This is a genomic window from Variovorax sp. P1_H12_2, assembly GCF_056405335.1.
In genome coordinates this window covers 1-22,330 of the sequence record NZ_JBFUCI010000024.1, presented here as the reverse complement: position 1 = coordinate 22,330, position 22,330 = coordinate 1, and the positions used below count along the sequence as shown (strand labels likewise).

The window sequence follows — 22,330 nt, the reverse complement described above, 5'->3', positions numbered from 1 at the left end:
CCGCCTGCAACGGGTCTGCGCCCGCGAACTTCTCTGCGGCCCGCAGTCGTGGGCGGAAGATGGTGGCACAGGCGAACTGAGCCCGGCGCGGCGCTATCCGCGCCGCTGCCCGTCCACGAACACAGCCAGTTCCTGCGGCGCGAACGCCGTCCAGGTCTCGTTGGTCGTCAGCGGCGCGGTCACCACCACCGCCACGCGATCATTCGGCGTCGTGTGCTGGGCGAAGTCGATGCTCAGGTCCTCGTCCGACAGCTCCGCGGTCAGGAAGGGATGCCGGCGTTCGACGTACCAGAGGTGGGTCGAGGCGTGGGCCCACAGCGCTTGCCCGTTCGACAGCATGAAGTTGAAGGTGCCGTGCGCCGCCAGCCGCGGCGCCAGTTCGCGCAGCGTGAGGGTCAGCTCCTCGACGCTCGGAACGTCGGCGTGCGACTTGGCAAGCTCCTGCATCAGCCAGCAGAAGGCGTGCTCGCTGTCGGTGCTGCCGACGGGATGGAAGCTGCCGTGCAGGCGCGGTCGGAAATCCTTCAGGTCGCCGTTGTGGGCGAACACCCAGTAGCGGCCCCAGAGCTCGCGCACGAAGGGGTGGCAGTTCTGCAGGTTCACCGCGCCCTGGGTGGCCTTGCGGATATGGGCGACGACGTTGCGGCTGCGGATCGGATAGCGCCGGATCAGCTCGGCCACCGGCGATTCGCAGGCCGGCTGGTGATCGACGAAATGCCTGAGGCCGCGGTCCTCGAAGAAGGCGATGCCCCAGCCGTCGGCGTGGTGGTCGGTGCGGCCGCCGCGCTGGGCGAAGCCTGTGAAGCTGAAGGTCACGTCGGTCGGCGTGTTGCAGTTCATTCCGAGCAGCTGGCACATGAGGGCTATTAGACCGCAGCCGCGCGCTCAGTTGTCAGTGGCCGGCGTCTTCACTCTCAATTGCCAGGCCGCGACGATGGCCAGCGCGCACAGGCCGGCCAGCATCGCGAACACCTCGTCGAAGGCCGCCAGCCGGGCCGCGCTGGTGGCCGGGTTGGAGAGCGAGTCGCCGTGCGCGGCCAGCCGCCATTCGAGCACGATCGCGCACAGGCTCACGCCGGCGGCGCCGCCGAGCATGCGCAGGAAACTGATGGCGCTCGCGCCCTGCGGGATCAGCGGCTTGGCCAGCGGGCGCATCGCGCCGAGATTGAGCGAGGGCAGGATGAAGCCCAGGCCGATGCGCCCGACGATCGCGAACGCCACCAGCAGCCACAGCGGGCTGGCCAGTCGCAGCACCACCATCAGCGCGAAGGAGGCGGCCAGCAGCGCCAGGCCGATGCTGACCAGCAGGTAGGTCGGATGCCGGTCGGCCAGCCTGCCGACGCCGGCGATGGTCAGCGCGAGCACGATGCCGGCCGGCAGCAGGATGGTGCCGACGTGGGAGGCCGACAGATGCAGCCCGACCTGCATGTAGACCGGCAGCAGGTAGGTCGATCCGAACAGTGCCGTGCCGTAGATGAAGGCGACCACGCTGCCCATCGCGAACTGGCGGTACTGGAACAGCGCCAGATTCATCAGCGGCGCGCCGCCGCCGGCGGCCAGGCGCTTCTGCCAGGCGACGAAGGCGCCGAAGGCGATGCCGGCGCCGGCCAGCAGCAGGGCGGCGTGCAGCGCCGAGTCGCCGCGCAGCGCCACCATGCCGTTCAGCAGGCACAGGGTGCCGACGGTGCCCAGCCCCAGGCCGCGCCAGTCGAGTCGGTCGCTGCGCGCCGCCACCACGCCCCCCGGCGCCGTGGTCGGCACGAACTTGTAGGCCAGCCAGATCGAGGCGAGGCAGAAGGGCACCACCATGAAGAAGATCGAGCGCCAGCCGAACAGGTCGACCAGCACGCCGCCGATGCTCGGGCCGATGGCCGGCGCCAGCACCACGCCCATGCCGAAGATGCCGCTGGCCCGCCCCTGCTCGTGGGGCTGGAAGGCGCGCAGGATGATGATGGCCGGGATCGGCTGGACGACGCCGGCGGCCAGTCCCTCGACCACGCGCGCGATCAGCACCAGCGAGAAGTCGGTCGCCAGCCCGCCGGTCAGGCCGCCCGCCAGCAGCATCACCATGGTGCCGACGTAGGTCCGCCGGTAGCCGTAGCGCGAGAGCAGCCAGGGCGTGGTCAGCATCGACACGGTGGTCGCCACCATGAAGCCGGAGCTGACCCACTGGGCGCGCTCCTGGCCGAGGGAGAAATGGTGGCTCAGGTCCGGAATGGCGACGTTGACGATGGTTGACGACATGATCGATGCCATCACGCCCACCATGACGGAAAGAAGCAGGTACCAGCGGTAGCGCGCGCCGTAGCGGCTGCTCAGGGACTGCAAGGGAGGATTGTTCATGGAGGGCGGACGCCCGGGCTCGGGCTGTCCTACAAGGATATCGGCGTTTTCCTGCGTGGCGCACAGCGGACGCCCACAATCAACCGACATGGACTCTCCGACCGACGATCGCGCTGCGCCCCCCCCAGCCGCCGAAAGCGGCCCCGCGCTGGCGGCCGAACCGCAGGCCCCGACACTGACGCGCGCCTACCGGTGCCAATGCGGCCGGCCGGTCTTCCTGCGCAACAGCCAATGCCTGGCCTGCCTGACACCGCTGGGCTACGTGGTCGAGCGCCTGGGCGTGGTGCCGCTCGCGCCGGCCGACTTCCAGGGCGCAGAGGCCGACACCTTCACGCTCTTCGGCGACACCCATGGCAAGGCCTATCGCCGCTGCGCCAACCTGATGACCCCGGCGGCCTGCAACTGGATGGTGCCGGCGCCGCGCGARGGCGACGATCCGGCTTTCGGCACCGACGGCCTGGTGCCCGGCCTGTGCCTGTCGTGCAGCGTCACGCGCACCATCCCCGATCTTTCGCGCGAGGCCAACGGCGCGCTGTGGCGGAGCCTCGAACTGGCCAAGCGCCGGCTGATTTCGCAACTGCTCGCGCTGGGCCTGCCGATGGTCACGCGCCTGAGCGATCCGGTGCACGGCCTGGCCTTCGACTTCCTGAGCCACATGCCCGGCGGGCCGCACGTCATGACTGGCCACGAGATGGGCGTCATCACGCTCAATGCCGAGGAGGCCGAGGATGCCGTGCGCGAGCGCATCCGGGCCGAGATGCGCGAGCCCTACCGCACCTTGCTGGGCCACTTCAGGCACGAGATCGGCCATTACTACTGGGACCTGCTGGTGGCGCCGACGCCCTGGATCGAGGACTTCCGCCGGCTCTTCGGCGACGAGCGGGACGACTACGCCACCGCCTTGCGCAACCACTACGACAACGGCCCGCCGACCGACTGGGCCGATCGCTTCGTGACCGGCTATGCGAGTTCGCACCCCTGGGAGGACTGGGCCGAGACCTGGGCCCACTACCTGCACATGGCGGATACCGCCGGCACCGCGATGAGTTTCGGCGTCGACGCGCAGTACGTCGAACTCGCCAGCGACCTGTTCGACCTGTCCGACCTGTGGCAGCCCGAGCATCCGGACGCGGCGCGCTTCCTCGACTTCCTCAACGGCTGGGTGCGCCTCACCAACGTGCTCAACGAGCTGTCGCGCAGCATGGGCCAGCCCGACTATTACCCCTTCGTGCTGCCGCGCACGGCGGTCGGCAAGCTGCAGTTCATCCACCAGGTGGTCACCGGGCCGCGGGAGGGCTGCGGGTTGCCGGTGCCGCCGAACGCTCAGCCCTGAACCGCCTCTTGCGCCTCCTGCGCCGCGCAGCGCGCGCAGATGCAGGCCAGCCGGCGCTGGGCGGCCGGCACGCGTGCCAGCAAGGCCTCGCTGAAGTCGGCCGCCATGCACCAGCAGGGCGGCTGCGCCTGGCCGGTCTCGCGCTCGATCTCGATGGCGCAGCGATTGGACTCGCCGCACAGGGGGCAGCGCGAGGGATCGGGGCGTGTTCCTGCGTCCATCAGGCGACCTCGAAGGCCGGCAGCTTCTTCGGGACCGCGACGTTGCCGAGCGTCACGTAGACCGGCAGGCCGTCGCGGTAGGCCGGGTAGTCCTCGCCCTGGATCAGCGGCAGCAGATAGCGCCTGCACTTGTCGGTGATGCCCCAGCCGTCGTCCGAGATGAAGTCGCGCGGCATGAACTTCTCGGCGTTGGCCACCGCATCGAGCGGCGCCGTGCCGATGCGATACGCATAAGGCTGGTCCGAAGTGCGTTCGATCGTCGGCATCACCGCGTTGCGGCCTTCGAGCGCGAGCTCGACCGCGCGCTGGCCGAGTTCGTAGGCCTGCCTGACGTCGGTGGCGGAGGCGATGTGCCGGGCCGCGCGCTGCAGGTAGTCGGCCACCGCCCAATGGAACTTGTGGCCCAGCGCCTCCTTGATCATCTGCGCCACCACGGGCGCCGCGCCGCCGAGCTGCGCATGGCCGAAGGCGTCCTTGCTGCCCTGCTCGGCGAGGAAGCTGCCGTCGGGGTGGTGGCAGCCTTCGGACACCACCACCGTGCAGTAGCCGTGGTACTTCACCAGCGCGTCGACACGGGCGAGGAAAGCCGGCTGGTCGAACGGAATCTCGGGGAACAGGATCACGACCGGAATGCCCTGCGCGTCGACCAGCCCGCCGGCCGCGGCGATCCAGCCGGCATGCCGGCCCATCACCTCGATGACGAACACCTTGGTCGAGGTCGCGGCCATCGAGCGCACGTCCAGCGAGGCCTCGAGGGTCGACACCGCGACGTACTTGGCGACCGAGCCGAAGCCCGGGCAGCAGTCGGTCAGGGGCAGGTCGTTGTCGATGGTCTTGGGCACGTGGATCGCCTGCAGCGGATAGCCCAGCGACTGCGACAGCTGGCTCACCTTGAAGCAGGTGTCGGCCGAATCGCCGCCGCCGTTGTAGAAGAAATAGCCGATGCCGTGGGCCTTGAAGACCTCGATCAGGCGCTCGTACTCGCGCCGGTTCTTCTCGAGCGACTTGAGCTTGTAGCGGCAGGAGCCGAAGGCGCCCGAGGGCGTGGTGCGCAGGGCGGCGATCGCCTCGGCCGATTCACGGCCGGTGTCGATCAGGTCCTCGGTCAGCGCGCCGAGGATGCCGTTGCGCCCGGCGTAGACGCTGCCGATGCGGTCCGGGTGCCGGCGGGCTGTCTCGATCACGCCGCAGGCCGAGGCGTTGATCACGGAGGTGACGCCGCCGGACTGGGCGTAGAAGGCGTTGAGCGTGGGCATGGCGCATTGTCCTGCAGCCTCCCCGCGCATGCCAGTGGCGGCGTTCAGCGCCCGKGCAGCCCCATCGCGCGGGTGATCACCTCTTTCATGATCTCGTTGGTGCCGCCGTAGATGCGCTGCACCCGGGCATCGGCGTAGGCCCGCGTGATCGGGTACTCCCACATGAAGCCGTAGCCGCCGTGCAGCTGCACGCATTCGTCCATCACCTTGCACTGCAGGTCGCTGGTCCAGTACTTGGCCATGCTGGCGGTCGCGGTGTCGAGCTTCTCGACCATCAGCAGCTCGATGCACTTGTCGACGAAGACCTGCGCCACCTGCACCTCGGTCTGCAGTTCGGCCAGCGTGTAGCGGGTGTTCTGGTAGGCCCCGACGGGCTGGCCGAACACCTTGCGTTCCTTCACGTAGGCCACGGTCTGGTCGATGGCCGACTGCGAGGCGGCCACCGCGCTGATCGCGATCTGCAGCCGTTCCCAGGGCAGCTGCTCCATCAGGCAGACGAAGCCTCGGTTCTCCTGCGCCGCGCCGCCGAGCAGCGCCTCGGCCGGCAGCCGCACGCCGTCGAAGAACAGCTCGGAAGTGTCCTGCGCCTTCAGGCCCAGCTTCTTCAGCCGCTTGCCCTTCTCGAAGCCGGGCGTGCCGCGCTCCACCAGGAACAGGCTGGTGCCCTTGGCGCCGCCCGCCGGATCGGTCTTGGCGACCACGATCACCAGGTCGGCGTGCCAGCCGTTGGTGATGAAGGTCTTGCTGCCGTTCAGCAGGTAGCTGCCGTCGGCCTGCTTCAGCGCGGTGCTGCGCACTGCCTGCAGGTCGCTGCCGGCGGCCGGCTCGCTCATCGCGATGGCGCCGATCATCTCGCCGCTGGCGAGCCTGGGCAGGTAGTGCCGCTTCTGTTCCTCGGTGCCGTAGCGAAGGATGTAGGGCGCCACGATCTCGCTGTGCAGCCCGAAGCCGATGCCCGTGAAGCCGCGGGCCCAGAGCTCCTCGAACTGGATCACCGAATAGAGCAGGTCGGCACCCGAGCCGCCGTGTTCTTCCGGCAGCGACATGCACAGGAAGCCGTTCTCGCCGGCCTTGTTCCAGACCGTCCGGTCGACGTAGCCCTGCTCCTCCCAGGCCTCGTGGAAGGGCGCGATCTCCTTGTCGAGGAAGCGGCGGAAGGAATCGCGGAAGGCCTCGTGGTCGGGGCCGAAGAGGGTGCGTTCGATCATGGCCTGTTCACCGTTTCGGAAAGACCGGCGGGCGCTTCTGCAGGAAGGCGGTCACGCCCTCGGCGARGCTCGGCTGCTCGATCAGCTGGCGCTGGCGCTCGCTCTCGTAGTGCAGTTGCTCGGGCAGCGTGTGGCGCTCCGACCGCTCGATGGCGCGGCGCGCCTCGAGCACCGCATGCGCCGGCAGGCGCGCCAGGCGCTGCGCGATCTTCAAGGCATCGAGCAGCAGCAGGTCGTCGTCGACCGCGGCCCAGATCAGGCCCCATTGCGCGGCGGTCTCGGCGCCGAGCTTCTCGTCGAGCAGCGCCATGCCCAGCGCGCGCGCCGGGCCGATCCGGCGCGGGATGAACCAGGTGCAGCCGAGGTCGGGCACGATCCCGAGCTTGGGCAGGAAGGGCAGGTAGAAATACGCGCTGCGCGCCGCCAGCACGATGTCGCAGGCCAGTGCCAGGCCGACGCCCGCACCGGCGGCCGGGCCGTTGACCGCGCAGACGACCGGCACCGGCAGCGTGCGCAGTTCCTCGATCAGCGGATTGCTCGTCGACTGCATCCAGTCGGCCGTCTGGTCGCCCAGCGTCTTTCCGGCTTCGGGCTCGCGCATCGCGCTCAGGTCGGCGCCGACGCAGAAGGCCTTGCCGGCGCCGGTGAGCAGCACGGCGCGCACCTGGCTGTCGCCGCGCACGCGCGCGAAGCACTCGCGCAGTTCCTGCTGCAGGTCGAGCGCGATCGGGTTGAGCTTGGACGGCAGATTGAGCGTGAGCGTCGCGATGCCTTCGTTGACTTCGTAGAGCACGGCGCTCATGTCACAGGCGCTCCACGATGGTGACGTTGGCCATGCCGCCGCCTTCGCACATGGTCTGCAGGCCGTAGCGCTTGCCGCGCTGCCCGAGCGCATGGACCAGCGTGGTCATCAGCTTGGTGCCCGAGGCGCCGAGCGGATGGCCCAGCGCAATTGCGCCGCCGTTCACGTTGAGCTTCGCCGGGTCGGCGCCGAGCTTCTGCAGCCAGGCCAGCGGCACCGGCGCGAAGGCCTCGTTGACCTCGTAGAGGTCGATGTCCTCGATCTTCAGGCCGGCCTTCGAAAGCGCCCGCGCGGTGGCGGGGATCGGCGCCTCCAGCATGATCACCGGGTCGTGGCCCATGACGCTCATGTGGTGGATGCGCGCGAGCGGCTTCACGCCCAGCGCCTTCAGGCCGCGCTCGTTGACCACCAGCACGCCGCTGGCGCCGTCGCAGATCTGGCTCGCGGTGGCCGCGGTGCAGCGGCCGCCCTCGGCGATCAGCTTGACGCCGGCGATGCCTTCGAGCGTGGCGTCGAAGCGGATGCCTTCGTCGACCGTGTGCATCTCGCCGCTGGCCGAGCCGTCGGCCAGGCGCACCTCGATCGGAACGATCTCGCCGGCGAAGGCATGCTCGCGGCTGGCGGCGATCGCGCGCCGGTGACTCTCGAAGGCGTAGCGGTCGAGCATGTCCTTCGTGAGGCCGTAGTTCTTGGCGATCATCTCGGCCCCGGTGAACTGGCTGAACTCCACGCCCGGGTAGCGCCGCTGCATCGCGGGGCTCATGTAGGTGCCGAGGCCGGCCTTGGCCGGCAGTGCGTTGGGCGTGAACATCGGCACCCGCGTCATGCTCTCGACGCCGGCCGCGATCACCGCATCCATGCTGCCCGACATCACGGCCTGGGCCGCGAAGTGCAGCGCCTGCTGCGACGAGCCGCACTGGCGGTCGATCGAGGTGCCCRGCACCGACTCGGGCAGCTTCGAGGCCAGCACCGCGTTGCGCGCCACGTTGGTCGCCTGCTCGCCGACCTGGCTCACGCAGCCGAGGATCACGTCCTCCACCGCCGCCGGGTCGATGCCGCTGCGCGCCACCAGCGCGTCGATGACCTGGGCGGCCAGGTCGACCGGGTGCCAACCCGAAAGCCTGCCGCCGCGACGGCCGCCCGCGGTGCGCGCGGTGGCCACGATGAATGCCTCTGCCATGGTGTGTCCTTCCTCCGAGAAATGGGGGGCCCGGAGCGGACGGCGCCGCACGCCGATCGAACGGCGGCGGCGGACGGGCGTCTTCCCTGGCCACGAGCGTCGATGGTTCAACGCCCGGGCGTTCGGGTCAAGCCGGGGACATCCCGTGGGGCCACAGTCGCCAAGGCGACCGTGCCGCCGGTGCCGGCGTGGCCGCGACCGAGAGCTTGGCGGCGCTGAAGCGCAGGCAGGACGGCTCCAGCGCCGCCACCAGCGCCCGGCGGTGCGAATCGCTGCGGAAGCGCTCGCCCGGTTCGAGCACGATGTCGCGCCGGTCGTGGTCGAGCGTGATCCAGACGGCGCCGCTGGTGCATTCGATATCGACCTCGTGGGCGTCGGGCAGGGTGAAGACGGCCTTCTTGGGCAGGCTGAGACTGAGGCGTTGGGTGCGGGGGGTCATGATGGGCTCCTTTGCATTCGTCTTACGAATGAATATAGTGAGCGCTGCCGTGCTTGTCATACGGTAATTTGGAACTCGTTGCATGCATGCAGAGAATGCGAAAGCCCTTTCTACCGACGCCGGACTGCCGCCGCTGGAGTTGCTGCGCAGCTTCGAGGCGGCCGCCCGAACGCTGAGCTTCACGCAGGCGGCGGCCGAGGTGTTCCTCACGCAGTCGGCCGTGAGCCGGCAGATCCAGCAACTCGAGGCCAGCCTCGGYGTCCTCCTGTTCGAGCGCCGCCATCGCGCGCTGGCGCTGACCGAGGCCGGCCGCGTGCTGCAGCGCGCCGTGGTCGAGAGCCTGGAGCGGCTGCGGGACGCCACGGCGCGCGTGCGTGCCGCGCCGGCGCTGCGCCAGGTCGCGATCACCACCACGCCGGGCTTCGCCTCGCTGTGGCTGATCCCGCGGCTGGCGCGGTTCACCGCCGACCATCCGAAGGTCGATGTGCGCGTGTCGGCCACGCTCGAGGTGCAGGACCTCGAGCGCAGCCGGATCGACGTCGCGGTGCGCTTCGTGCCGATCGCCCGGGGCACCGGCCCGACCCTGTTCGAGGAGTCGGTGATGCCGCTGTGCGCGCCGCGCATCGCCGCCGCCCTGGCGTCGCCCGGCGACCTGCCGAACCAGACCCTGCTGACGGTCGACCTGCCGAACCACGCCGAGTCGCCCACCGCCGACTGGGAGCCCTGGCTCGAGGTGATGGGCCTCGCCGATTTGCGCATGAAGAACACGCTGCGTTTCACGCAATACGCCGACGCGGTGGCGGCCGCGGTGGCGGGCCAGGGCGTGGTCATCGGCCGGCTGCCGCTGCTGCGCGAACTGGTGCAGACCGGGCAGCTGGTGGCGCCTTTCGGAGAAGGCGCGGCATCGCGGCGCGGCTATTTCATCGAGACCTCGCGCCGGGCGGCCGGCAACGCCGATGCCCAGGATTTCGTGCGCTGGCTGCGGGCCGAAGCCGAGGCGGCGCAACAGGGCTGAGCGGGGGCATTAAAGTCGGGGCACGCAAGGCCCGATGGGGCACCGATTCCGCAGACAAGAAATTTCGATGAATTCGACGACCGACACCGCACCCGCTCCCAAAGCCGCCAAACAGGGCGGCCGCGAGCGGCAGAACGCCAAGCAGAACGCCAGGCAGAAGGCGCCGCAGCGCCCGGCCCGCAAGCCCAACCCCGTGCTCGAAAAGCTGTTCGAGCTCTATCCGAAGATGTTCGGCGCCCGCTTCCTGCCGCTCAAGCTGGGCGTCTACCAGGAACTGCTGGCGCTGCATCCCGACGAATTCAAGAAGGAAGATCTCAAGATCGCCCTGGGCCAGCATGCGCGCTCGACCCGCTACCTCGATGCCGTGGCCGCCGGCGAGAAGCGCCATGACCTGCACGGCGTGMCGGTCGAGGACGTGGCGCCCGAGCATGTGCACCACGCGATCCTGGAAGTGTTCAAGCGCCGCCAGGCGCGCACCGAGGAAGACCTGCGGCCGAAGCTGCGCGTCCGCCTGGTCGAGGCGATCGAGGCCTCGGGCCTCTCGCGCGAGGACTACGTACTGGCCGTGCGGACGCAGGACGAACTGACCAACGCGGTGCTCGACGAAGCCTTCGCCGAGGTCGGCGCGCGCACCGCCAAGCGCGAGGCGCTGCTGCGGGCCTTCGAGGCCAGCGGGCGCAGCGTGGCGGAGTTCGCGGAGATGTATGGGATGGATCCGGCCGAAGTCGGCCGGACCCTCGAACGCGCGCGAAGCTAGTTCAGGCCGCGCCGGCCTTCACCTTCAGCCGCCAGGCGTGCAGCAGCGGCTCGGTGTAGCCGCTGGGCTGCTCGAGCCCCTTGAACACCAGGTCCTGCGCCGCCTTGTAGGCAGCCGAGGTTGCGAAGTTGCCGGCCATGTTCCGGTACAGCGGGTCGCCGGCGTTCTGCTGGTCGACCACCGCGGCCATGCGCTCGAAGGTGGCGTTGACCTGTTCCTTGCTCACCACGCCGTGCAGCAGCCAGTTGGCGATGTGCTGGCTCGAGATGCGCAGCGTGGCGCGGTCTTCCATCAGGCCGATGTTGTGGATGTCCGGCACCTTGGAGCAGCCCACGCCCTGGTCGATCCAGCGCACCACGTAGCCCAGGATGCCCTGCACGTTGTTGTCGAGCTCCTGCTGGCGCTCGGCCGCGGTCCAGTCCGCCTTGGGCGCCACCGGCACCTGCAGCAGGCCGGCGAGGAGGTTGTCGCGCTCGGCGTTGGCATCGATCTTCTCGAGCTGCTGCTGCACCTCGGCGACGTTGACCTGGTGGTAGTGCAGCGCGTGCAGCGTCGCGGCGGTCGGCGAGGGCACCCAGGCGGTGTTGGCGCCGGCCTTGGGGTGCGCGATCTTCTGTTCGAGCATCGCGGCCATCAGGTCCGGCATGGCCCACATGCCCTTGCCGATCTGCGCCTTGCCGCGCAGGCCGCATGACAGGCCGACCAGCACGTTGTTCTTCTCGTAGGCCTGGATCCACGGCGTGGTCTTCATGTCGCCCTTGCGCAGCATCGCGCCGGCCTGCATGGCGGTGTGCATCTCGTCGCCGGTGCGGTCGAGGAAGCCGGTGTTGATGAAGGCCACGCGCGCGGCGGCCTCGGCGATGCAGGCCTTGAGGTTGAGGCTGGTGCGGCGCTCCTCGTCCATGATGCCGAGCTTGACCGTGTTGGCGGGCAGGCCGAGCAGCTGCTCGACGCTCGCGAACAGCGCGCTGGCGAAGGCGACTTCGGCCGGGCCGTGCATCTTCGGCTTCACGATGTAGACGCTGCCGGTGCGCGAGTTGCCCTTGCGCTTCAGGTCGATGGTCGCGATGGTGGTCGTGATGACCGCGTCCATGATGCCTTCGGGGATCTCCTTGCCGCCSGCGTAGAGGATGGCCGGATTGGTCATCAGGTGGCCGACGTTGCGCACGAACATCAGCGAACGGCCGTGCAGCTTCACGGGCTGGCCATCGGCGCCGGTGTATTCGCGGTCGGGGTTGAGGCCGCGCGTGAAGGTCTTGCCGCCCTTGGCGACTTCCTCGGTCAGGTCGCCCTTCAGGATGCCGAGCCAGTTGGAGTAGGCCAGCACCTTGTCGGCGGCGTCCACCACGGCCACCGAGTCCTCGAGATCGAGGATGGTCGAGAGCGCGGCCTCGAGCACGACGTCGCTGATGCCGGCCGGGTCGGTCTTGCCGATGGCGGTCGAGCGGTCGATCTGGATGTCGAGGTGGATGCCGTTGTGCTTCAGCAGCACCGACTTCGGCGCCGCCGCGTCACCCTGGTAGCCGATGAATTGGGCCGGGTCCGCCAGGCCGGTGCTGCTGCTCTGCAGCGCCACCACCAGCTTGCCACCCTCGACCTTGTAGCCGGTCGCGTGCTTGTGCGAGCCGTTCTCCAGCGGCGCGGCCTGGTCGAGCACGTTGCGTGCGAACTCGATCACCTTGGCGCCGCGCGCCGGGTTGTAGCCCTTGCCCTTCTCGGCGCCGCCGGTCTCGGGGATCGCGTCGGTGCCGTAGAGCGCGTCGTAGAGCGAGCCCCAGCGCGCGTTCGCGGCATTGAGCGCATAGCGTGCGTTGAGGATCGGCACCACCAGCTGCGGGCCCGCCTGCAGGGCGAGTTCGGCGTCGACGTTGGCGGTGGTGGTCTTGACGTCCTTCGGCTGCGGCAGCAGGTAGCCGATCGATTCGAGAAAGGCGCGGTAGGCCGGCATGTCGGCGATCGGGCCCGGGTGTGCCTTGTGCCAGCTGTCCATTTCAAGCTGCAGCCGGTCGCGTTCGGCCAGCAGCGCCAGGTTCTTCGGTGCGAACTCGCTGACGATGGCGTCGAAGCCCTTCCAGAAGACATCGCTGGCGACGCCGGTGGCGGGCAGGACCTTCTGCTCGATGAACTGGTGCAGTTCGGTGGCGACCTGGAGGCCGTGGGCAGGGGTGCGGGCGGTCATGAGTCAGTTCTCCTTGATAGATGCGTCCCGGGGACTGTATTCGATACCTGACTGGCCAGTAAGAGCCGAAATCGGGTTTTATCAATGACAAAAATGGAGGTAATCCCGCCGTCGGGCGGCCTGTCCAAGGGTACGCCGTGATGCAGGAAAAGTGCCCGCGGCGCCTCGCGCTCAGACTTGGCCGTTGAGCCTTCGCGCAGCGGCCCGGACCGGCTCGATGTGCTGCGGGTCGTAGCGATGGGCCGGCATGGTCAGCGTGACCGCGGCCGCCAGGCGGCCATCGGCCCGGAACACCGGCGCCGAGATGCCGGCCAGCTCGGCCGTGCGGTCGCCGACCAGCGCACAGTAGCCCTGTTCGCGGATGGTCTCGTAAAACGCGCGATCGCGAGCGCCGCGCGGTCTTTCGGCCTCGGGGCCGAAGGCGATCAGGATGCGGGCGCCGGCGCCGCGGTCGGCCGGCAGCAGGTCGCCGGCGCGCACGTGGTCGCGCACCACGTGCGGCGAGTCCACCCGGTACAGGCACAGGCGGGTCCAGCCCTCGCCCTGCGGCTGGCGCACGTGGTAGGCCGCGCTTTCGCCGGTGGCGGCGACCAGGTCGCGCAGCACCGGCGGCACGATGCCGTCGAGCGAGAACGAGGCGGCATACAGGGCGTGCAGGCGCGCCACTTCGGCGCCGAGGGCGTAGCGGCCGTCGTCCTGCCGGCGGATCAGCCGCGCGTGCTCCAGCGAGGCCAGCAGGCGCAGCACCGTGCTCTTGTAGAGCTGCGTGCGCTCGGCGAACTGCGCCAGCGTGAGCGCATCATCGCCGGCCTGGAAGGCCGACAGCAGGCTCAGCGCGCGATCCACCGCCGCGGCGCCGCCGGGCGCGGCGTTCAGGTCGGAGACCGATTCGGTGTGGGATTTGCGTGGCATGGGCGTGGCTTGACAGGCTGCGCGCTCACCGGTCTAATTCTGTTTGTCGGAATATAGTTCTGCAAGATAGAACAGTCAAGCTCATTCGAAAAAAGGAGGCAGGAGCGATGACAGCCCCTGATGTGCTCATCAGCGAGGTCGGCCCGCGCGACGGCCTGCAATCCGTCAAGGCGACGATGCCCACGGCGGACAAGCTGCGCTGGATCGATGCCCTCCATGCGGCCGGCGTCAGGGAGATCGAGGTCGCCTCCTTCGTGCCGGCCCGGCTGCTGCCGCAGATGGCCGACGCCGCCGAGGTGGTGCGCCATGCGATCACGCTGCCCGGCCTGACCGTGATGGCGCTGGTGCCGAACCGCAGGGGCGCCGAAGCCGCGCTCGCGGCGGGTGTCCACAAGCTCACGGTGCCGGTGTCCGCCAGCGCGGCCCATTCGCTCGCCAACGTGAGGAAGACGCGCGAGCAGATGGTCGACGAGGTCCGCGCCATCGCCGATCTGCGCCGCGCACTCGCGCCGCAGGTCAGGCTCGAAGCCGGCATCTCGACCGCCTTCGGCTGCACGCTGCAGGGCGAGGTGCCCGAGGACGACGTGATCCGGCTGGCCGCGCAGTGCATCGCGGCCGGCGCCGACGAGTCGGGACTGTCCGACACCGTGGGCTATGCGAACCCGGCCCAGGTGCGCCGCCTCTTCAGGCGGCTGCGCGCCGAGATCGGCGACAAGGCCGGCGCGGCCCACATGCACAACACGCGCGGGCTCGGCCTCGCGAACTGCCTGGCCGCCTTCGAAGAGGGCGTGCGCACCTTCGACGCCTCGCTCGGCGGCCTGGGCGGCTGCCCCTATGCCCCCGGCGCCTCGGGCAACGTCGTGACCGAGGACCTGGTCTTCATGTTCGAGGCCATGGGCGTCGCGACCGGCATCGATCTCGCCAGACTCATCGCGGCCCGTGCGCCGCTCATCGCCGGCCTGCCGGGCGAACCGGTCTACGGCATGACGCCCGAAGCCGGCCTGCCCAAGGGCTTCAACCAGCGAAACCAGGGAACCGCACATGTCTGAATCCACCTCACCTCCGCTGCCGTACGCGGGCGTCCGCGTCGTCGAATTCACCCACATGGTGATGGGCCCGACCTGCGGCATGCTGCTGGGCGATCTCGGCGCCGAGGTGATCAAGGTCGAGCCGATCGAGGGCGACAACACGCGCCGCCTGCTGGGCTCGGGGGCCGGCTTCTTCCCGACCTTCAACCGCAACAAGAAGAGCATCGCGCTCGACCTCAAGAAGCCCGAAGGCCTCGAGGCGGCGCTGCGCCTGATCGCGACCGCCGACATCGTGAGCGAGAACTTCAAGCCCGGCACGATGAAGAAGCTGGGCCTCGACCACGACCGCCTGAGCCGGCTCGATCCGCGGCTGATCTACGTCAGCCACAAGGGCTTCCTGCCCGGCCCCTACGACCATCGCACCGCGCTCGACGAGGTGGTGCAGATGATGGGCGGCCTGGCCTACATGACCGGCCGCTCGGGCGATCCGCTGCGCGCCGGCACCAGCGTCAACGACATCATGGGCGGCATGTTCGGCGCCATCGGCGCGATGGCGGCGCTGCGCCAGCGCGAACTCACGGGCAAGGGCTGCGAGGTGCAGTCGGCCCTGTTCGAGAACAATATCTTCCTGGTCGCGCAGCACATGATGCAGTTCGCCGCCACGGGCCGCGCCGCCGACCCGATGCCGAGCCGGATCTCGGCCTGGGGCATCTACGACGTCTTCACCGTGAAGGAGGGCGAGCAGATCTTCCTCGCGGTGGTCAGCGACAAGCAGTGGGCCATCTTCTGCAAGGCCTTCGGGCTCGAGGAGATGCTGGCCGATCCGCGCCTGAAGACCAACAACGACCGGGTGCTCGCGCGCGAATGGATGATGCCCGTGCTGCGCTCGCACCTCGCCGGCCGCAGCGCGGCCGAACTCAGCGCCGTGTTCGAGCAGAACGAACTGCCGTTCGCGCCCATCGCCAAGCCGCAGGACCTGTTCGACGACCCGCACCTCAATGCCACCGGCGGCCTGGCGCCGATCCGCATGAACGACGGCAGCCGATCGAAGGTGCCGCTGATGCCCTTCACGCTCGGCGGCGAGCGGCCCGGCATTCGCCTGCAGCCGCCGCTGCTCGGGGAGCACACGAGCGCGCTGCTCAAGGAAGTGGGCTACAGCGACGCCCAGATCGCGGCGCTGAAGGCGGGCAACATCACGACCGGCTAGGCCAGCTCTTCGTGCAGGCAGAGGATGTTGCCTTCGGGGTCTTCGAACCAGGCCGCCTTCTCGGAGCCCAGCACGCAGACATGCTCGACGGTTTTCAGCCCCGGGAGGTCGTAGTCCGCGAAACGCACGCCGCGCTGTTCCAGCGCGGCCACCGCGTCGCCGATGCGCTCGACCCGAAAGCTCAGGGCCGTGTGCTCGGCCTTGGTGCCCTCGGGCTTGGGGAACAGGGCCAGCTCGGTGCCGCCGCAGCGGTAGATGAACTTGCCGTCCGGCTTGGCGCCGAGCGGTTCCAGCCCGAGCACCTGCTCGTAGAAGCGGCGTGCGCGGGCAAGATCCTTCACGGGCAACATGCAGGTGACGCTGCTGGCGGCGAGTGGGTTCACGGTAGGCGCTCCCGGAGTCTTCCTCCGCCTTGTAGGCGCTTTGGGAGCGGCGCGCCATGGGGAGGAACGCGTACGCGCGGTCAGGTCCAGGCGCGGCAGATGAGGCTGTTTCACTCACGGCCGCGGCTCTCTCGCCGGCGCTCGTGATAATCGCCGGCGATGGACCGCCTGAAGCAACTCGAATCCTTTGTCGCGATCGCCGCCCGCGGCAGCCTCACGGCCGCGGCCAAGGCGGAGGGCGTGGCGCCGGCGATCATCGGCCGCCGGATCGACGCGCTGGAAGAGCGGCTGGGCGTCAAGCTGCTGCTGCGCACCACGCGCCGCATCACGCTCACGCACGAGGGCAGCGCCTTCCTGGAGGACTGCCAGCGGCTGCTGGTCGAACTCGCGAACGCCGAGGCCAGTGTGAGCGCGGGCGGCGTCAAGGCCAGCGGCCACCTGCGCGTGACCGCGCCGGCGGGCTTCGGCCGGCGCCACGTGGCGCCGCTGGTGCCGCGCTTCCACCAGTTGCATCCCGAGGTCACGATCTCGCTCAACCTCAGCGATCGCGTGGTCGACATGGCGGGCGAGAGCTTCGATTGCGCGGTGCGGGTCGGCGACCTGCCCGATTCCTCGCTGGTGAGCCTGCGCCTGGCGGACAACCGGCGCCGCTGCGTCGCCACGCCCGAGTTCGTGCGCCGCCACGGTGCGCCGCGCCATCCGGGCGAACTGGCGCGCTTCGCCTGCCTCAGCCTGTCGAGCGACGCCTCGCAGACCCGCGGCTGGGCCTTCCGGGTGCCGGCGGCCGGCGGCGAGCACGAGGTGATCCACCTGAAGCCGACCGGACCGCTCGACTGCTCCGACGGCCAGGTGCTGCACGACTGGTGCCTGGCGGGCCATGGCATCGCCTGGCGCAGCACCTGGGAGGTCGAGGCCGAGATCGACGCCGGCCTGCTGGTGCCGCTGCTCGACGAGTTCGCCGCGCCGCCCAACGGCATCTACGCCGTGTTCCCGCAGCGCAAGCACCTGGCCCTGCGGGTGCGGCTGTGGCTGGACTTCCTGAAGGCGCAGTACGCGCGCCCGGAGTTCTGGGGCAGCACAATCGCAGCGCCCAAGAAAACCAAGGAATCCCCCCGATGACGCTCGAAGCCATCCTCGCCTACCTGCACCTGCTGGCCATCCTGACGATGGTGGTGTTCATCGCCAGCGAGGCCGCGCTGTGCCGCGTCGAGTGGCTCAACGCGGCCGTGGTCGAGCGCCTGGCCAAGGTCGACCGCATCTACGGCATCGCCGCGGTGGCGGTCATCGCCACCGGCGTGGCGCGCACCTGGTGGGGCATGAAGGGCACGGCCTGGTACTGGACCAACCCGCTGCTGCACCTGAAGCTCACGCTCTTCGTCATCGTCGGCCTGATCTCGATCTTTCCGACGATGCGCTACCTGCGCTGGCGCAAGGCGCTGCGCGCCACCGGCGCGCTGCCGGCCGAGGCCGAGGTCCGCAAGACCCGCAAGCTGGTGATGATCCAGGCCCACCTGATCGCGCTGATCCCGCTGGCGGCCGTGTTCCTGGCCCGCGGCTTCGGCGCCAGGAGCTAGCCCGATGAAGCCGGCGTACGTCAAGGCCCTGTTCGCCGGCACCATCTTCACCAGTGCCTTTTTGCTGTTCCTGGTCCAGCCGCTGATCGCCAAGCAGATCCTGCCGTGGTTCGGCGGCTCGGCGGCGGTCTGGTCGGTCTGCATGGTGTTCTTCCAGGTCGTGCTGCTGGCGGGCTATGCCTACTCCGACTGGATCACGCGCCGGCTCGGCGCCCGCGCACAGGCCAGGCTGCATGTCGGCCTGTTGCTCGCGAGCCTCGCCTTCCTGCCGATCGTGACCCACGCGCGCTGGAAGCCGACCGGCGCCGAGGACCCCACGCTGTGGATCCTGGGCCTCTTGCTCGGCACCATCGGCCTGCCGTACTTCCTGCTCTCGACCACCGGGCCGCTGGTGCAATCCTGGGTGGCGCGCACGCCGTGGGGCGCGCAGGTGTACCGCTATTTTTCGCTCTCGAACCTGGCCTCGCTGGTGTCGCTGCTGAGCTATCCGGTGCTGATCGAGCCGCGCAGCTCGCTGTTGCAGCAGGCCTGGGGTTGGTCGGCGGCCTACGGCGTCTTCGTGCTGCTGTGCGCCGGCACCACGCTCTACGTGTCGCGCCACTGGGCGAGCGCCGTGGCGCCTGCCGTCGCGCCGCGGCAGGTCGACGCGACGCCCGCTGATCGACCGCGCACCGCCGACCATCTGATGTGGCTGGCCCTGCCGGCCCTGGGCTCCTGGCTGCTGCTGGCCATCACGAACCACATCACGCAGAACGTGGCGGCCATTCCCTTCCTGTGGGTGCTGCCGCTCTCGGTCTACCTGCTGACCTTCGTCCTGACCTTCGAGAGCGACCGCTGGTATCGCCGCCCGGTGTTCGTCCCGCTGGCCGCTGCGATGCTGGCGCTGTGCGCGTTCGGGCTGCAGCACAGCCTGGGCTCCGACCTGCGCACGGCGCTGCCGATCTACATCGTCGGCCTGTTCGCGCTGTGCATGTTCCTGCACGGCGAAATGGCGCGCCTGCGCCCCGGTGGCGCCTACCTGACGCGCTTCTACCTGATGCTGTCGCTGGGCGGCGCGCTCGGCGGCATCAGCGTCGGGCTGGTGGCGCCGCACGTGCTGCCGGCCTACTACGAACTGGGCGTCGGCCTCGTGCTGTGCGCGCTCATCGCGGCCGTGCTGTGGCGCCGGCGGCGCATCGGCATGGCGGCCTCGCTGGCGCTGGCGGGGGCCTGTGCCTGGTTCCTGGCGCTGCAGGTCGAGGTCGATGCGACCGGCGCGCGCCGCATGCAGCGCAACTTCTACGGCACGCTGGTCACGCTCGACGCCGAGCGCGGCGTCGCCGGCGACAAGGTGCGCCAGATGTTCCACGGCTCCGTCAAGCACGGCGAGCAGTATTTGGCGCCGTCACGCCGGCGCGAGCCGACCGCCTACTACGGGCCGAGCTCGGGGGTCGGCCTGGCGATCGCGGCGGCGCCGGCCACGCCGCGCCGCGTCGGGCTGATCGGGCTGGGCGCCGGCACGCTGGCGACCTACGGCCGGCCCGGCGACACCTACCGGATCTACGAGATCAATCCGCAGGTGTTCGAACTCGCCGACAGCGAGTTCAGCTTCCTCGCCGACAGCCCGGCGCGCATCGAGCGGGTGCTCGGCGATGCCCGGCTGGCGCTGGAAGGCGAGAGCCCGCAGGCCTTCGACGTGCTGGCGGTCGACGCCTTCTCGGGCGATTCCGTGCCGGTCCACCTGATCACGGCGCAGGCGCTGGACCTCTATTTCAGGCACATGCGGCCGGGCGGCATCGTCGCCTTCCACGTCACCAACCGCTTCCTGGCGCTCGCGCCGGTGGTCGAGAAGATCGCGCTGGCCAAGGGCCTGCACGTGGCGCTGGTGCACGACGAGCCCAGCGCCGAGGGGCTGCGCAACACCGACTGGGTGCTGGTCGCCCGCGAGCCGGGCCGGCTGACCGAGGGCGCCATTGGCCTGGCCAGCTCAAGCATTCAGCAGATCGCAGGCCTGGAGCCCTGGACCGACGACGCCAACAACCTCTTTGGGGTATTGAAGTAATTCTGGCGGGCGTGAGCCCCGCCCGTTGGTGAAACACCGCGGAACTGGCTTTGCCAGGCCGCAGGTGTTGCCCCCGGCAGGGGGTGGGCGCCCGGACACGAAGTGCCGGGCAACCTGGGGGCGAGCTAGCCCTTCGCGTCCGCTTCGCACTTCTTCATGAAGCTGGTCTTGGCGGCCCCGGCCAGTGCCTTGCCGTTCTTGTCGATCGCCTTCGCGGCGCAAGTCGGCGCGGCTGCGGCCGCGGCGTCCTTTTCGCACTTCTTGACGAAGCTGGTCTTGGCCGCGCCATTCAGCTTCTTGTCCGCCGCCTGGGTGTCGCAGGGGGATGCGTGCGCGACGCCGAACGAGAGGGAGGCGCCCAGAGCCAGCAGGGAAAGGAGCTTTTTCATGATGGAGGAGTCCTTGGGAGTTGGGTTGTGACGGTTTTCCCCGCCCCGGGGTTGCCCATCCTAACGGCCGACATTCACCGTTGGATGACGCTTGTTACGGCCGGCTTTCGGGCCCCCGGTAAAATTCGCCGATGCTATTGGTCAAACAGGAGCTGCTCGCGGCGCTCGCGAACACGCTCGAATCCCTCTCGCCCGGCGCCGGCGGCAAAGCCGCGTTCGAGTCGCCCAAGGTGGCGGCCCATGGCGATCTCGCCAGCACCGCCGCCATGCAACTGGCCAAGCCGCTGCAGCGCAAGCCGCGCGAACTCGCCGAAGAACTCGCGGCCGCATTGCAGGCCACGCCCGCCTTCGCCCAGTGGGTGGAGACGGTCGAGATCGCCGGCCCCGGCTTCCTGAACATCCGCCTCAAGACCGTCGCCCGGCAGCAGGTGGTGCGCGAGGTGCTCGCCGCCGGCGCCGCTTTCGGGCGGCAGCCAGCCCGCGAGGAGCGGGTGCTGGTCGAGTTCGTCTCGGCCAACCCGACCGGGCCGCTGCACGTCGGCCACGGCCGCCAGGCCGCCCTCGGCGACGCCATCTGCAACCTGCTGGCGACGCAGGGCGACCAGGTCTGGCGCGAGTTCTACTACAACGACGCGGGCGTGCAGATCCAGACGCTGGCCACCAGCACCCAACTGCGCGCCAAGGGCTTCAAGCCGGGCGACCCCGAATGGCCCGAGCAGGCCTACAACGGCGAATACATTGCCGACATCGCGGCCGACTTCAAGGCGCGCAAGACCGTGCGTTCGGACGACCGCGAGTACACGGCCAGCGGCGACGTCGACGACCTCGACTCGATCCGCCAGTTCGCGGTCGCCTACCTGCGCCATGAGCAGGACCTCGACCTGAAGGCCTTCCAGGTCCGGTTCGACAACTACTACCTCGAGTCCAGCCTCTATACCAGCGGCCGGGTGGCGGCCACGGTGCAGAAGCTCGTCGATGCCGGCAAGACCTACGAGCTGGACGGCGCCCTGTGGCTGAAGTCGACCGACTACGGCGACGACAAGGACCGCGTGATGAGGAAGGGCGACGGCACCTACACCTACTTCGTGCCCGACGTGGCCTATCACATCGCCAAATGGGAGCGTGGCTTCCACAAGGTGGTCAACATCCAGGGCACCGACCACCACGGCACGATCGCGCGCGTGCGCGCCGGGCTGCAGGCGGCCGGGGTCGGGATCCCGGCTGGCTACCCCGACTACGTGCTGCACACCATGGTGCGCGTGGTGCGCGGCGGCGAAGAGGTGAAGATCAGCAAGCGCGCCGGCAGCTACGTCACCCTGCGCGACCTGATCGAATGGACCAGCACCGATGCGGTGCGCTTCTTCCTGCTGAGCCGCAAGCCCGACACCGAATACACCTTCGACATCGACCTGGCGCTGGCGCAGAACAACGACAACCCGGTCTACTACGTGCAGTACGCCCACGCGCGCATCTGCTCGGTGCTGGCGGCCTGGGGCGGCGATGCCGCGACGCTCGACGGCGTGGACCTGTCTGCGCTGCAAAGCCCGGCCTCGCAGGCGCTGCTGCTGCAACTGGCCAAGTACCCCGAGATGCTGACCGCCGCGGCCAGGGATTTCGCGCCCCACGACGTCACCTTCTACCTGCGCGAACTGGCCGCGAGCTACCACAGCTACTACGACGCCGAGCGCATCCTGGTCGACGACGAGCCGGTCAAGCGGGCCCGCCTGGCGCTGGTCGCGGCGACCGCGCGGGTGCTGCACAATGGGCTCGCTGTTCTGGGCGTCAGCGCGCCGCAAAAGATGTGATTCCCTCCTCCACCATGAAAAAACGACAAAGCGGCAACATCGTCATCGGGTTGATCGTGGGCCTGGTGCTGGGGCTCGGCATCGCGCTCGGCATCGCGGTCTACGTGACCAAGGTGCCGATCCCGTTCATGACCAAGACCCAGYGCGGCGGCGCCGAGCAGGACGAGGCCGAGGCGCGCAAGAACCGCGACTGGGATCCGAACCTGCCGCTGGCCGGCAAGGCCGGTGCCGCGGCGCGTGCGCCGGCGGCCGCGGGGC

The 22,330-nt window shown here is 69.5% G+C and carries 21 protein-coding genes and 1 pseudogene; 10 read left to right on the top strand and 12 right to left on the bottom strand.

All coding sequences use genetic code 11. The annotated features are described in order from the left end of the window. Positions 1 to 93: 93 nt before the first annotated feature. A complete protein-coding gene (locus AC1D2K_RS04760) occupies positions 94 to 858 on the bottom strand; it encodes a class II glutamine amidotransferase (RefSeq protein ID WP_478086702.1) in 765 nt (254 codons plus the stop codon). A gap of 27 nt (positions 859 to 885) precedes the next feature. After that, entirely contained in the window at positions 886 to 2,343 is a 1,458-nt protein-coding gene (locus tag AC1D2K_RS04755) for an MFS transporter (RefSeq protein WP_478086701.1), read from the bottom strand. 88 nt (positions 2,344 to 2,431) lie between these two features. On the opposite strand from AC1D2K_RS04755, the gene AC1D2K_RS04750 reads away from it, so the two are divergent. Beyond that, positions 2,432 to 3,676, top strand: a complete 1,245-nt coding sequence (locus AC1D2K_RS04750; protein WP_478086700.1) for a zinc-binding metallopeptidase family protein — start codon at positions 2,432 to 2,434, stop codon at positions 3,674 to 3,676. On the opposite strand, the gene AC1D2K_RS04745 is transcribed toward AC1D2K_RS04750, so the two are convergent. The 6 genes from AC1D2K_RS04745 to AC1D2K_RS04720 form a co-directional block, all read right to left on the bottom strand. Then, a complete protein-coding gene (locus tag AC1D2K_RS04745) occupies positions 3,667 to 3,897 on the bottom strand; it encodes a cysteine-rich CWC family protein (RefSeq protein ID WP_478086698.1) in 231 nt (76 codons plus the stop codon). The two genes, AC1D2K_RS04750 and AC1D2K_RS04745, sit on opposite strands and share 10 nt — an antisense overlap. Beyond that, entirely contained in the window at positions 3,897 to 5,153 is a 1,257-nt protein-coding gene (locus tag AC1D2K_RS04740; protein WP_478086696.1) for a 6-phosphofructokinase, read from the bottom strand. Before AC1D2K_RS04740 ends, AC1D2K_RS04745 begins: the two co-directional genes overlap by 1 nt. Positions 5,154 to 5,197: 44 nt before the next feature. Beyond that, positions 5,198 to 6,361: an acyl-CoA dehydrogenase family protein gene (locus AC1D2K_RS04735; RefSeq protein WP_478086695.1), complete on the bottom strand. Its 1,164-nt coding sequence runs from the start codon at positions 6,359 to 6,361 to the stop codon at positions 5,198 to 5,200. A gap of 7 nt (positions 6,362 to 6,368) precedes the next feature. After that, on the bottom strand, positions 6,369 to 7,163 hold the full coding sequence (locus tag AC1D2K_RS04730) for an enoyl-CoA hydratase-related protein (protein WP_478086693.1): 795 nt from the start codon (positions 7,161 to 7,163) through the stop codon (positions 6,369 to 6,371). 1 nt (position 7,164) lies between these two features. Continuing rightward, a complete protein-coding gene (locus AC1D2K_RS04725; protein ID WP_478086691.1) occupies positions 7,165 to 8,343 on the bottom strand; it encodes an acetyl-CoA C-acetyltransferase in 1,179 nt (392 codons plus the stop codon). 127 nt (positions 8,344 to 8,470) lie between these two features. Beyond that, a complete protein-coding gene (locus AC1D2K_RS04720) occupies positions 8,471 to 8,782 on the bottom strand; it encodes a DUF2917 domain-containing protein (protein WP_478086690.1) in 312 nt (103 codons plus the stop codon). Positions 8,783 to 8,864: 82 nt separating this feature from the next. On the opposite strand from AC1D2K_RS04720, the gene AC1D2K_RS04715 reads away from it, so the two are divergent. Both AC1D2K_RS04715 and AC1D2K_RS04710 read left to right on the top strand, forming a co-directional pair. After that, entirely contained in the window at positions 8,865 to 9,797 is a 933-nt protein-coding gene (locus tag AC1D2K_RS04715) for a LysR substrate-binding domain-containing protein (protein WP_478086688.1), read from the top strand. 67 nt (positions 9,798 to 9,864) lie between these two features. Next, positions 9,865 to 10,554, top strand: a complete 690-nt coding sequence (locus AC1D2K_RS04710; protein ID WP_478086686.1) for a ProQ/FINO family protein — start codon at positions 9,865 to 9,867, stop codon at positions 10,552 to 10,554. Position 10,555: 1 nt separating this feature from the next. On the opposite strand, the gene AC1D2K_RS04705 is transcribed toward AC1D2K_RS04710, so the two are convergent. Both AC1D2K_RS04705 and AC1D2K_RS04700 read right to left on the bottom strand, forming a co-directional pair. Further along, positions 10,556 to 12,733 carry a malate synthase G gene (locus tag AC1D2K_RS04705; RefSeq protein ID WP_478086684.1) on the bottom strand — a complete coding sequence of 726 codons (2,178 nt, stop codon included), beginning with the start codon at positions 12,731 to 12,733 and terminating at the stop codon, positions 10,556 to 10,558. Between the two features lie 171 nt (positions 12,734 to 12,904). Next, the gene (locus tag AC1D2K_RS04700) at positions 12,905 to 13,645 is read right to left on the bottom strand and encodes an IclR family transcriptional regulator (protein ID WP_478086683.1); all 741 of its coding nucleotides are present in this window, start codon (positions 13,643 to 13,645) and stop codon (positions 12,905 to 12,907) included. Positions 13,646 to 13,752: 107 nt separating this feature from the next. Here AC1D2K_RS04700 and AC1D2K_RS04695 point away from each other — a divergent pair, with 107 nt between their 5' ends. Then, a complete protein-coding gene (locus tag AC1D2K_RS04695) occupies positions 13,753 to 14,694 on the top strand; it encodes a hydroxymethylglutaryl-CoA lyase (RefSeq protein WP_478086682.1) in 942 nt (313 codons plus the stop codon). After that, a complete protein-coding gene (locus tag AC1D2K_RS04690) occupies positions 14,687 to 15,880 on the top strand; it encodes a CaiB/BaiF CoA transferase family protein (protein ID WP_478086680.1) in 1,194 nt (397 codons plus the stop codon). Before AC1D2K_RS04695 ends, AC1D2K_RS04690 begins: the two co-directional genes overlap by 8 nt. Here the strand turns inward: AC1D2K_RS04690 and AC1D2K_RS04685 are convergent. Continuing rightward, positions 15,877 to 16,230, bottom strand: coding sequence for a VOC family protein (locus tag AC1D2K_RS04685; RefSeq protein ID WP_478086712.1), 354 nt, complete (start codon positions 16,228 to 16,230; stop codon positions 15,877 to 15,879). The two genes, AC1D2K_RS04690 and AC1D2K_RS04685, sit on opposite strands and share 4 nt — an antisense overlap. A 192-nt stretch (positions 16,231 to 16,422) precedes the next feature. Between AC1D2K_RS04685 and AC1D2K_RS04680 the strand changes: the two genes are divergently transcribed. The 3 genes from AC1D2K_RS04680 to AC1D2K_RS04670 are packed head-to-tail and all read left to right on the top strand — an operon-like array spanning position 16,423 to position 19,878. Continuing rightward, positions 16,423 to 17,382 (top strand): LysR family transcriptional regulator, encoded by a 960-nt coding sequence (locus tag AC1D2K_RS04680; RefSeq protein ID WP_478086679.1) that lies wholly within the window; start codon positions 16,423 to 16,425, stop codon positions 17,380 to 17,382. Then, complete coding sequence (locus AC1D2K_RS04675; protein ID WP_478086678.1) at positions 17,379 to 17,837, top strand: DUF2214 family protein; 459 nt, start codon at positions 17,379 to 17,381, stop codon at positions 17,835 to 17,837. Before AC1D2K_RS04680 ends, AC1D2K_RS04675 begins: the two co-directional genes overlap by 4 nt. A gap of 4 nt (positions 17,838 to 17,841) precedes the next feature. Continuing rightward, positions 17,842 to 19,878 carry a spermidine synthase gene (locus AC1D2K_RS04670; RefSeq protein ID WP_478086676.1) on the top strand — a complete coding sequence of 679 codons (2,037 nt, stop codon included), beginning with the start codon at positions 17,842 to 17,844 and terminating at the stop codon, positions 19,876 to 19,878. Positions 19,879 to 20,003: 125 nt separating this feature from the next. Here the strand turns inward: AC1D2K_RS04670 and AC1D2K_RS04665 are convergent, their stop codons facing one another. After that, positions 20,004 to 20,267 (bottom strand): hypothetical protein, encoded by a 264-nt coding sequence (locus AC1D2K_RS04665; RefSeq protein WP_478086675.1) that lies wholly within the window; start codon positions 20,265 to 20,267, stop codon positions 20,004 to 20,006. Between the two features lie 131 nt (positions 20,268 to 20,398). On the opposite strand from AC1D2K_RS04665, the gene argS reads away from it, so the two are divergent. Then, positions 20,399 to 22,072 (top strand): arginine--tRNA ligase, encoded by a 1,674-nt coding sequence (argS, locus tag AC1D2K_RS04660; protein ID WP_478086674.1) that lies wholly within the window; start codon positions 20,399 to 20,401, stop codon positions 22,070 to 22,072. 14 nt (positions 22,073 to 22,086) lie between these two features. Continuing rightward, positions 22,087 to 22,330, top strand: a pseudogene (locus AC1D2K_RS04655) (SPOR domain-containing protein); the annotation flags it as partial.

Bases quoted from the DNA above. Each gene is read 5' to 3' on its own strand.
- AC1D2K_RS04675 (WP_478086678.1), top strand. From the start codon at position 17,379: ATGACGCTCGAAGCCATCCTCGCCTACCTGCACCTGCTGGCCATCCTG.
- AC1D2K_RS04700 (WP_478086683.1), bottom strand. From the start codon at position 13,645: ATGCCACGCAAATCCCACACCGAATCGGTCTCCGACCTGAACGCCGCG.
- AC1D2K_RS04755 (WP_478086701.1), bottom strand. From the start codon at position 2,343: ATGAACAATCCTCCCTTGCAGTCCCTGAGCAGCCGCTACGGCGCGCGC.
- AC1D2K_RS04690 (WP_478086680.1), top strand. From the start codon at position 14,687: ATGTCTGAATCCACCTCACCTCCGCTGCCGTACGCGGGCGTCCGCGTC.
- AC1D2K_RS04760 (WP_478086702.1), bottom strand. From the start codon at position 858: ATGTGCCAGCTGCTCGGAATGAACTGCAACACGCCGACCGACGTGACC.
- AC1D2K_RS04720 (WP_478086690.1), bottom strand. From the start codon at position 8,782: ATGACCCCCCGCACCCAACGCCTCAGTCTCAGCCTGCCCAAGAAGGCC.
- AC1D2K_RS04670 (WP_478086676.1), top strand. From the start codon at position 17,842: ATGAAGCCGGCGTACGTCAAGGCCCTGTTCGCCGGCACCATCTTCACC.
- argS (WP_478086674.1), top strand. From the start codon at position 20,399: ATGCTATTGGTCAAACAGGAGCTGCTCGCGGCGCTCGCGAACACGCTC.
- AC1D2K_RS04665 (WP_478086675.1), bottom strand. From the start codon at position 20,267: ATGAAAAAGCTCCTTTCCCTGCTGGCTCTGGGCGCCTCCCTCTCGTTC.
- AC1D2K_RS04740 (WP_478086696.1), bottom strand. From the start codon at position 5,153: ATGCCCACGCTCAACGCCTTCTACGCCCAGTCCGGCGGCGTCACCTCC.
- AC1D2K_RS04680 (WP_478086679.1), top strand. From the start codon at position 16,423: ATGGACCGCCTGAAGCAACTCGAATCCTTTGTCGCGATCGCCGCCCGC.
- AC1D2K_RS04685 (WP_478086712.1), bottom strand. From the start codon at position 16,230: ATGTTGCCCGTGAAGGATCTTGCCCGCGCACGCCGCTTCTACGAGCAG.
- AC1D2K_RS04695 (WP_478086682.1), top strand. From the start codon at position 13,753: ATGACAGCCCCTGATGTGCTCATCAGCGAGGTCGGCCCGCGCGACGGC.
- AC1D2K_RS04745 (WP_478086698.1), bottom strand. From the start codon at position 3,897: ATGGACGCAGGAACACGCCCCGATCCCTCGCGCTGCCCCCTGTGCGGC.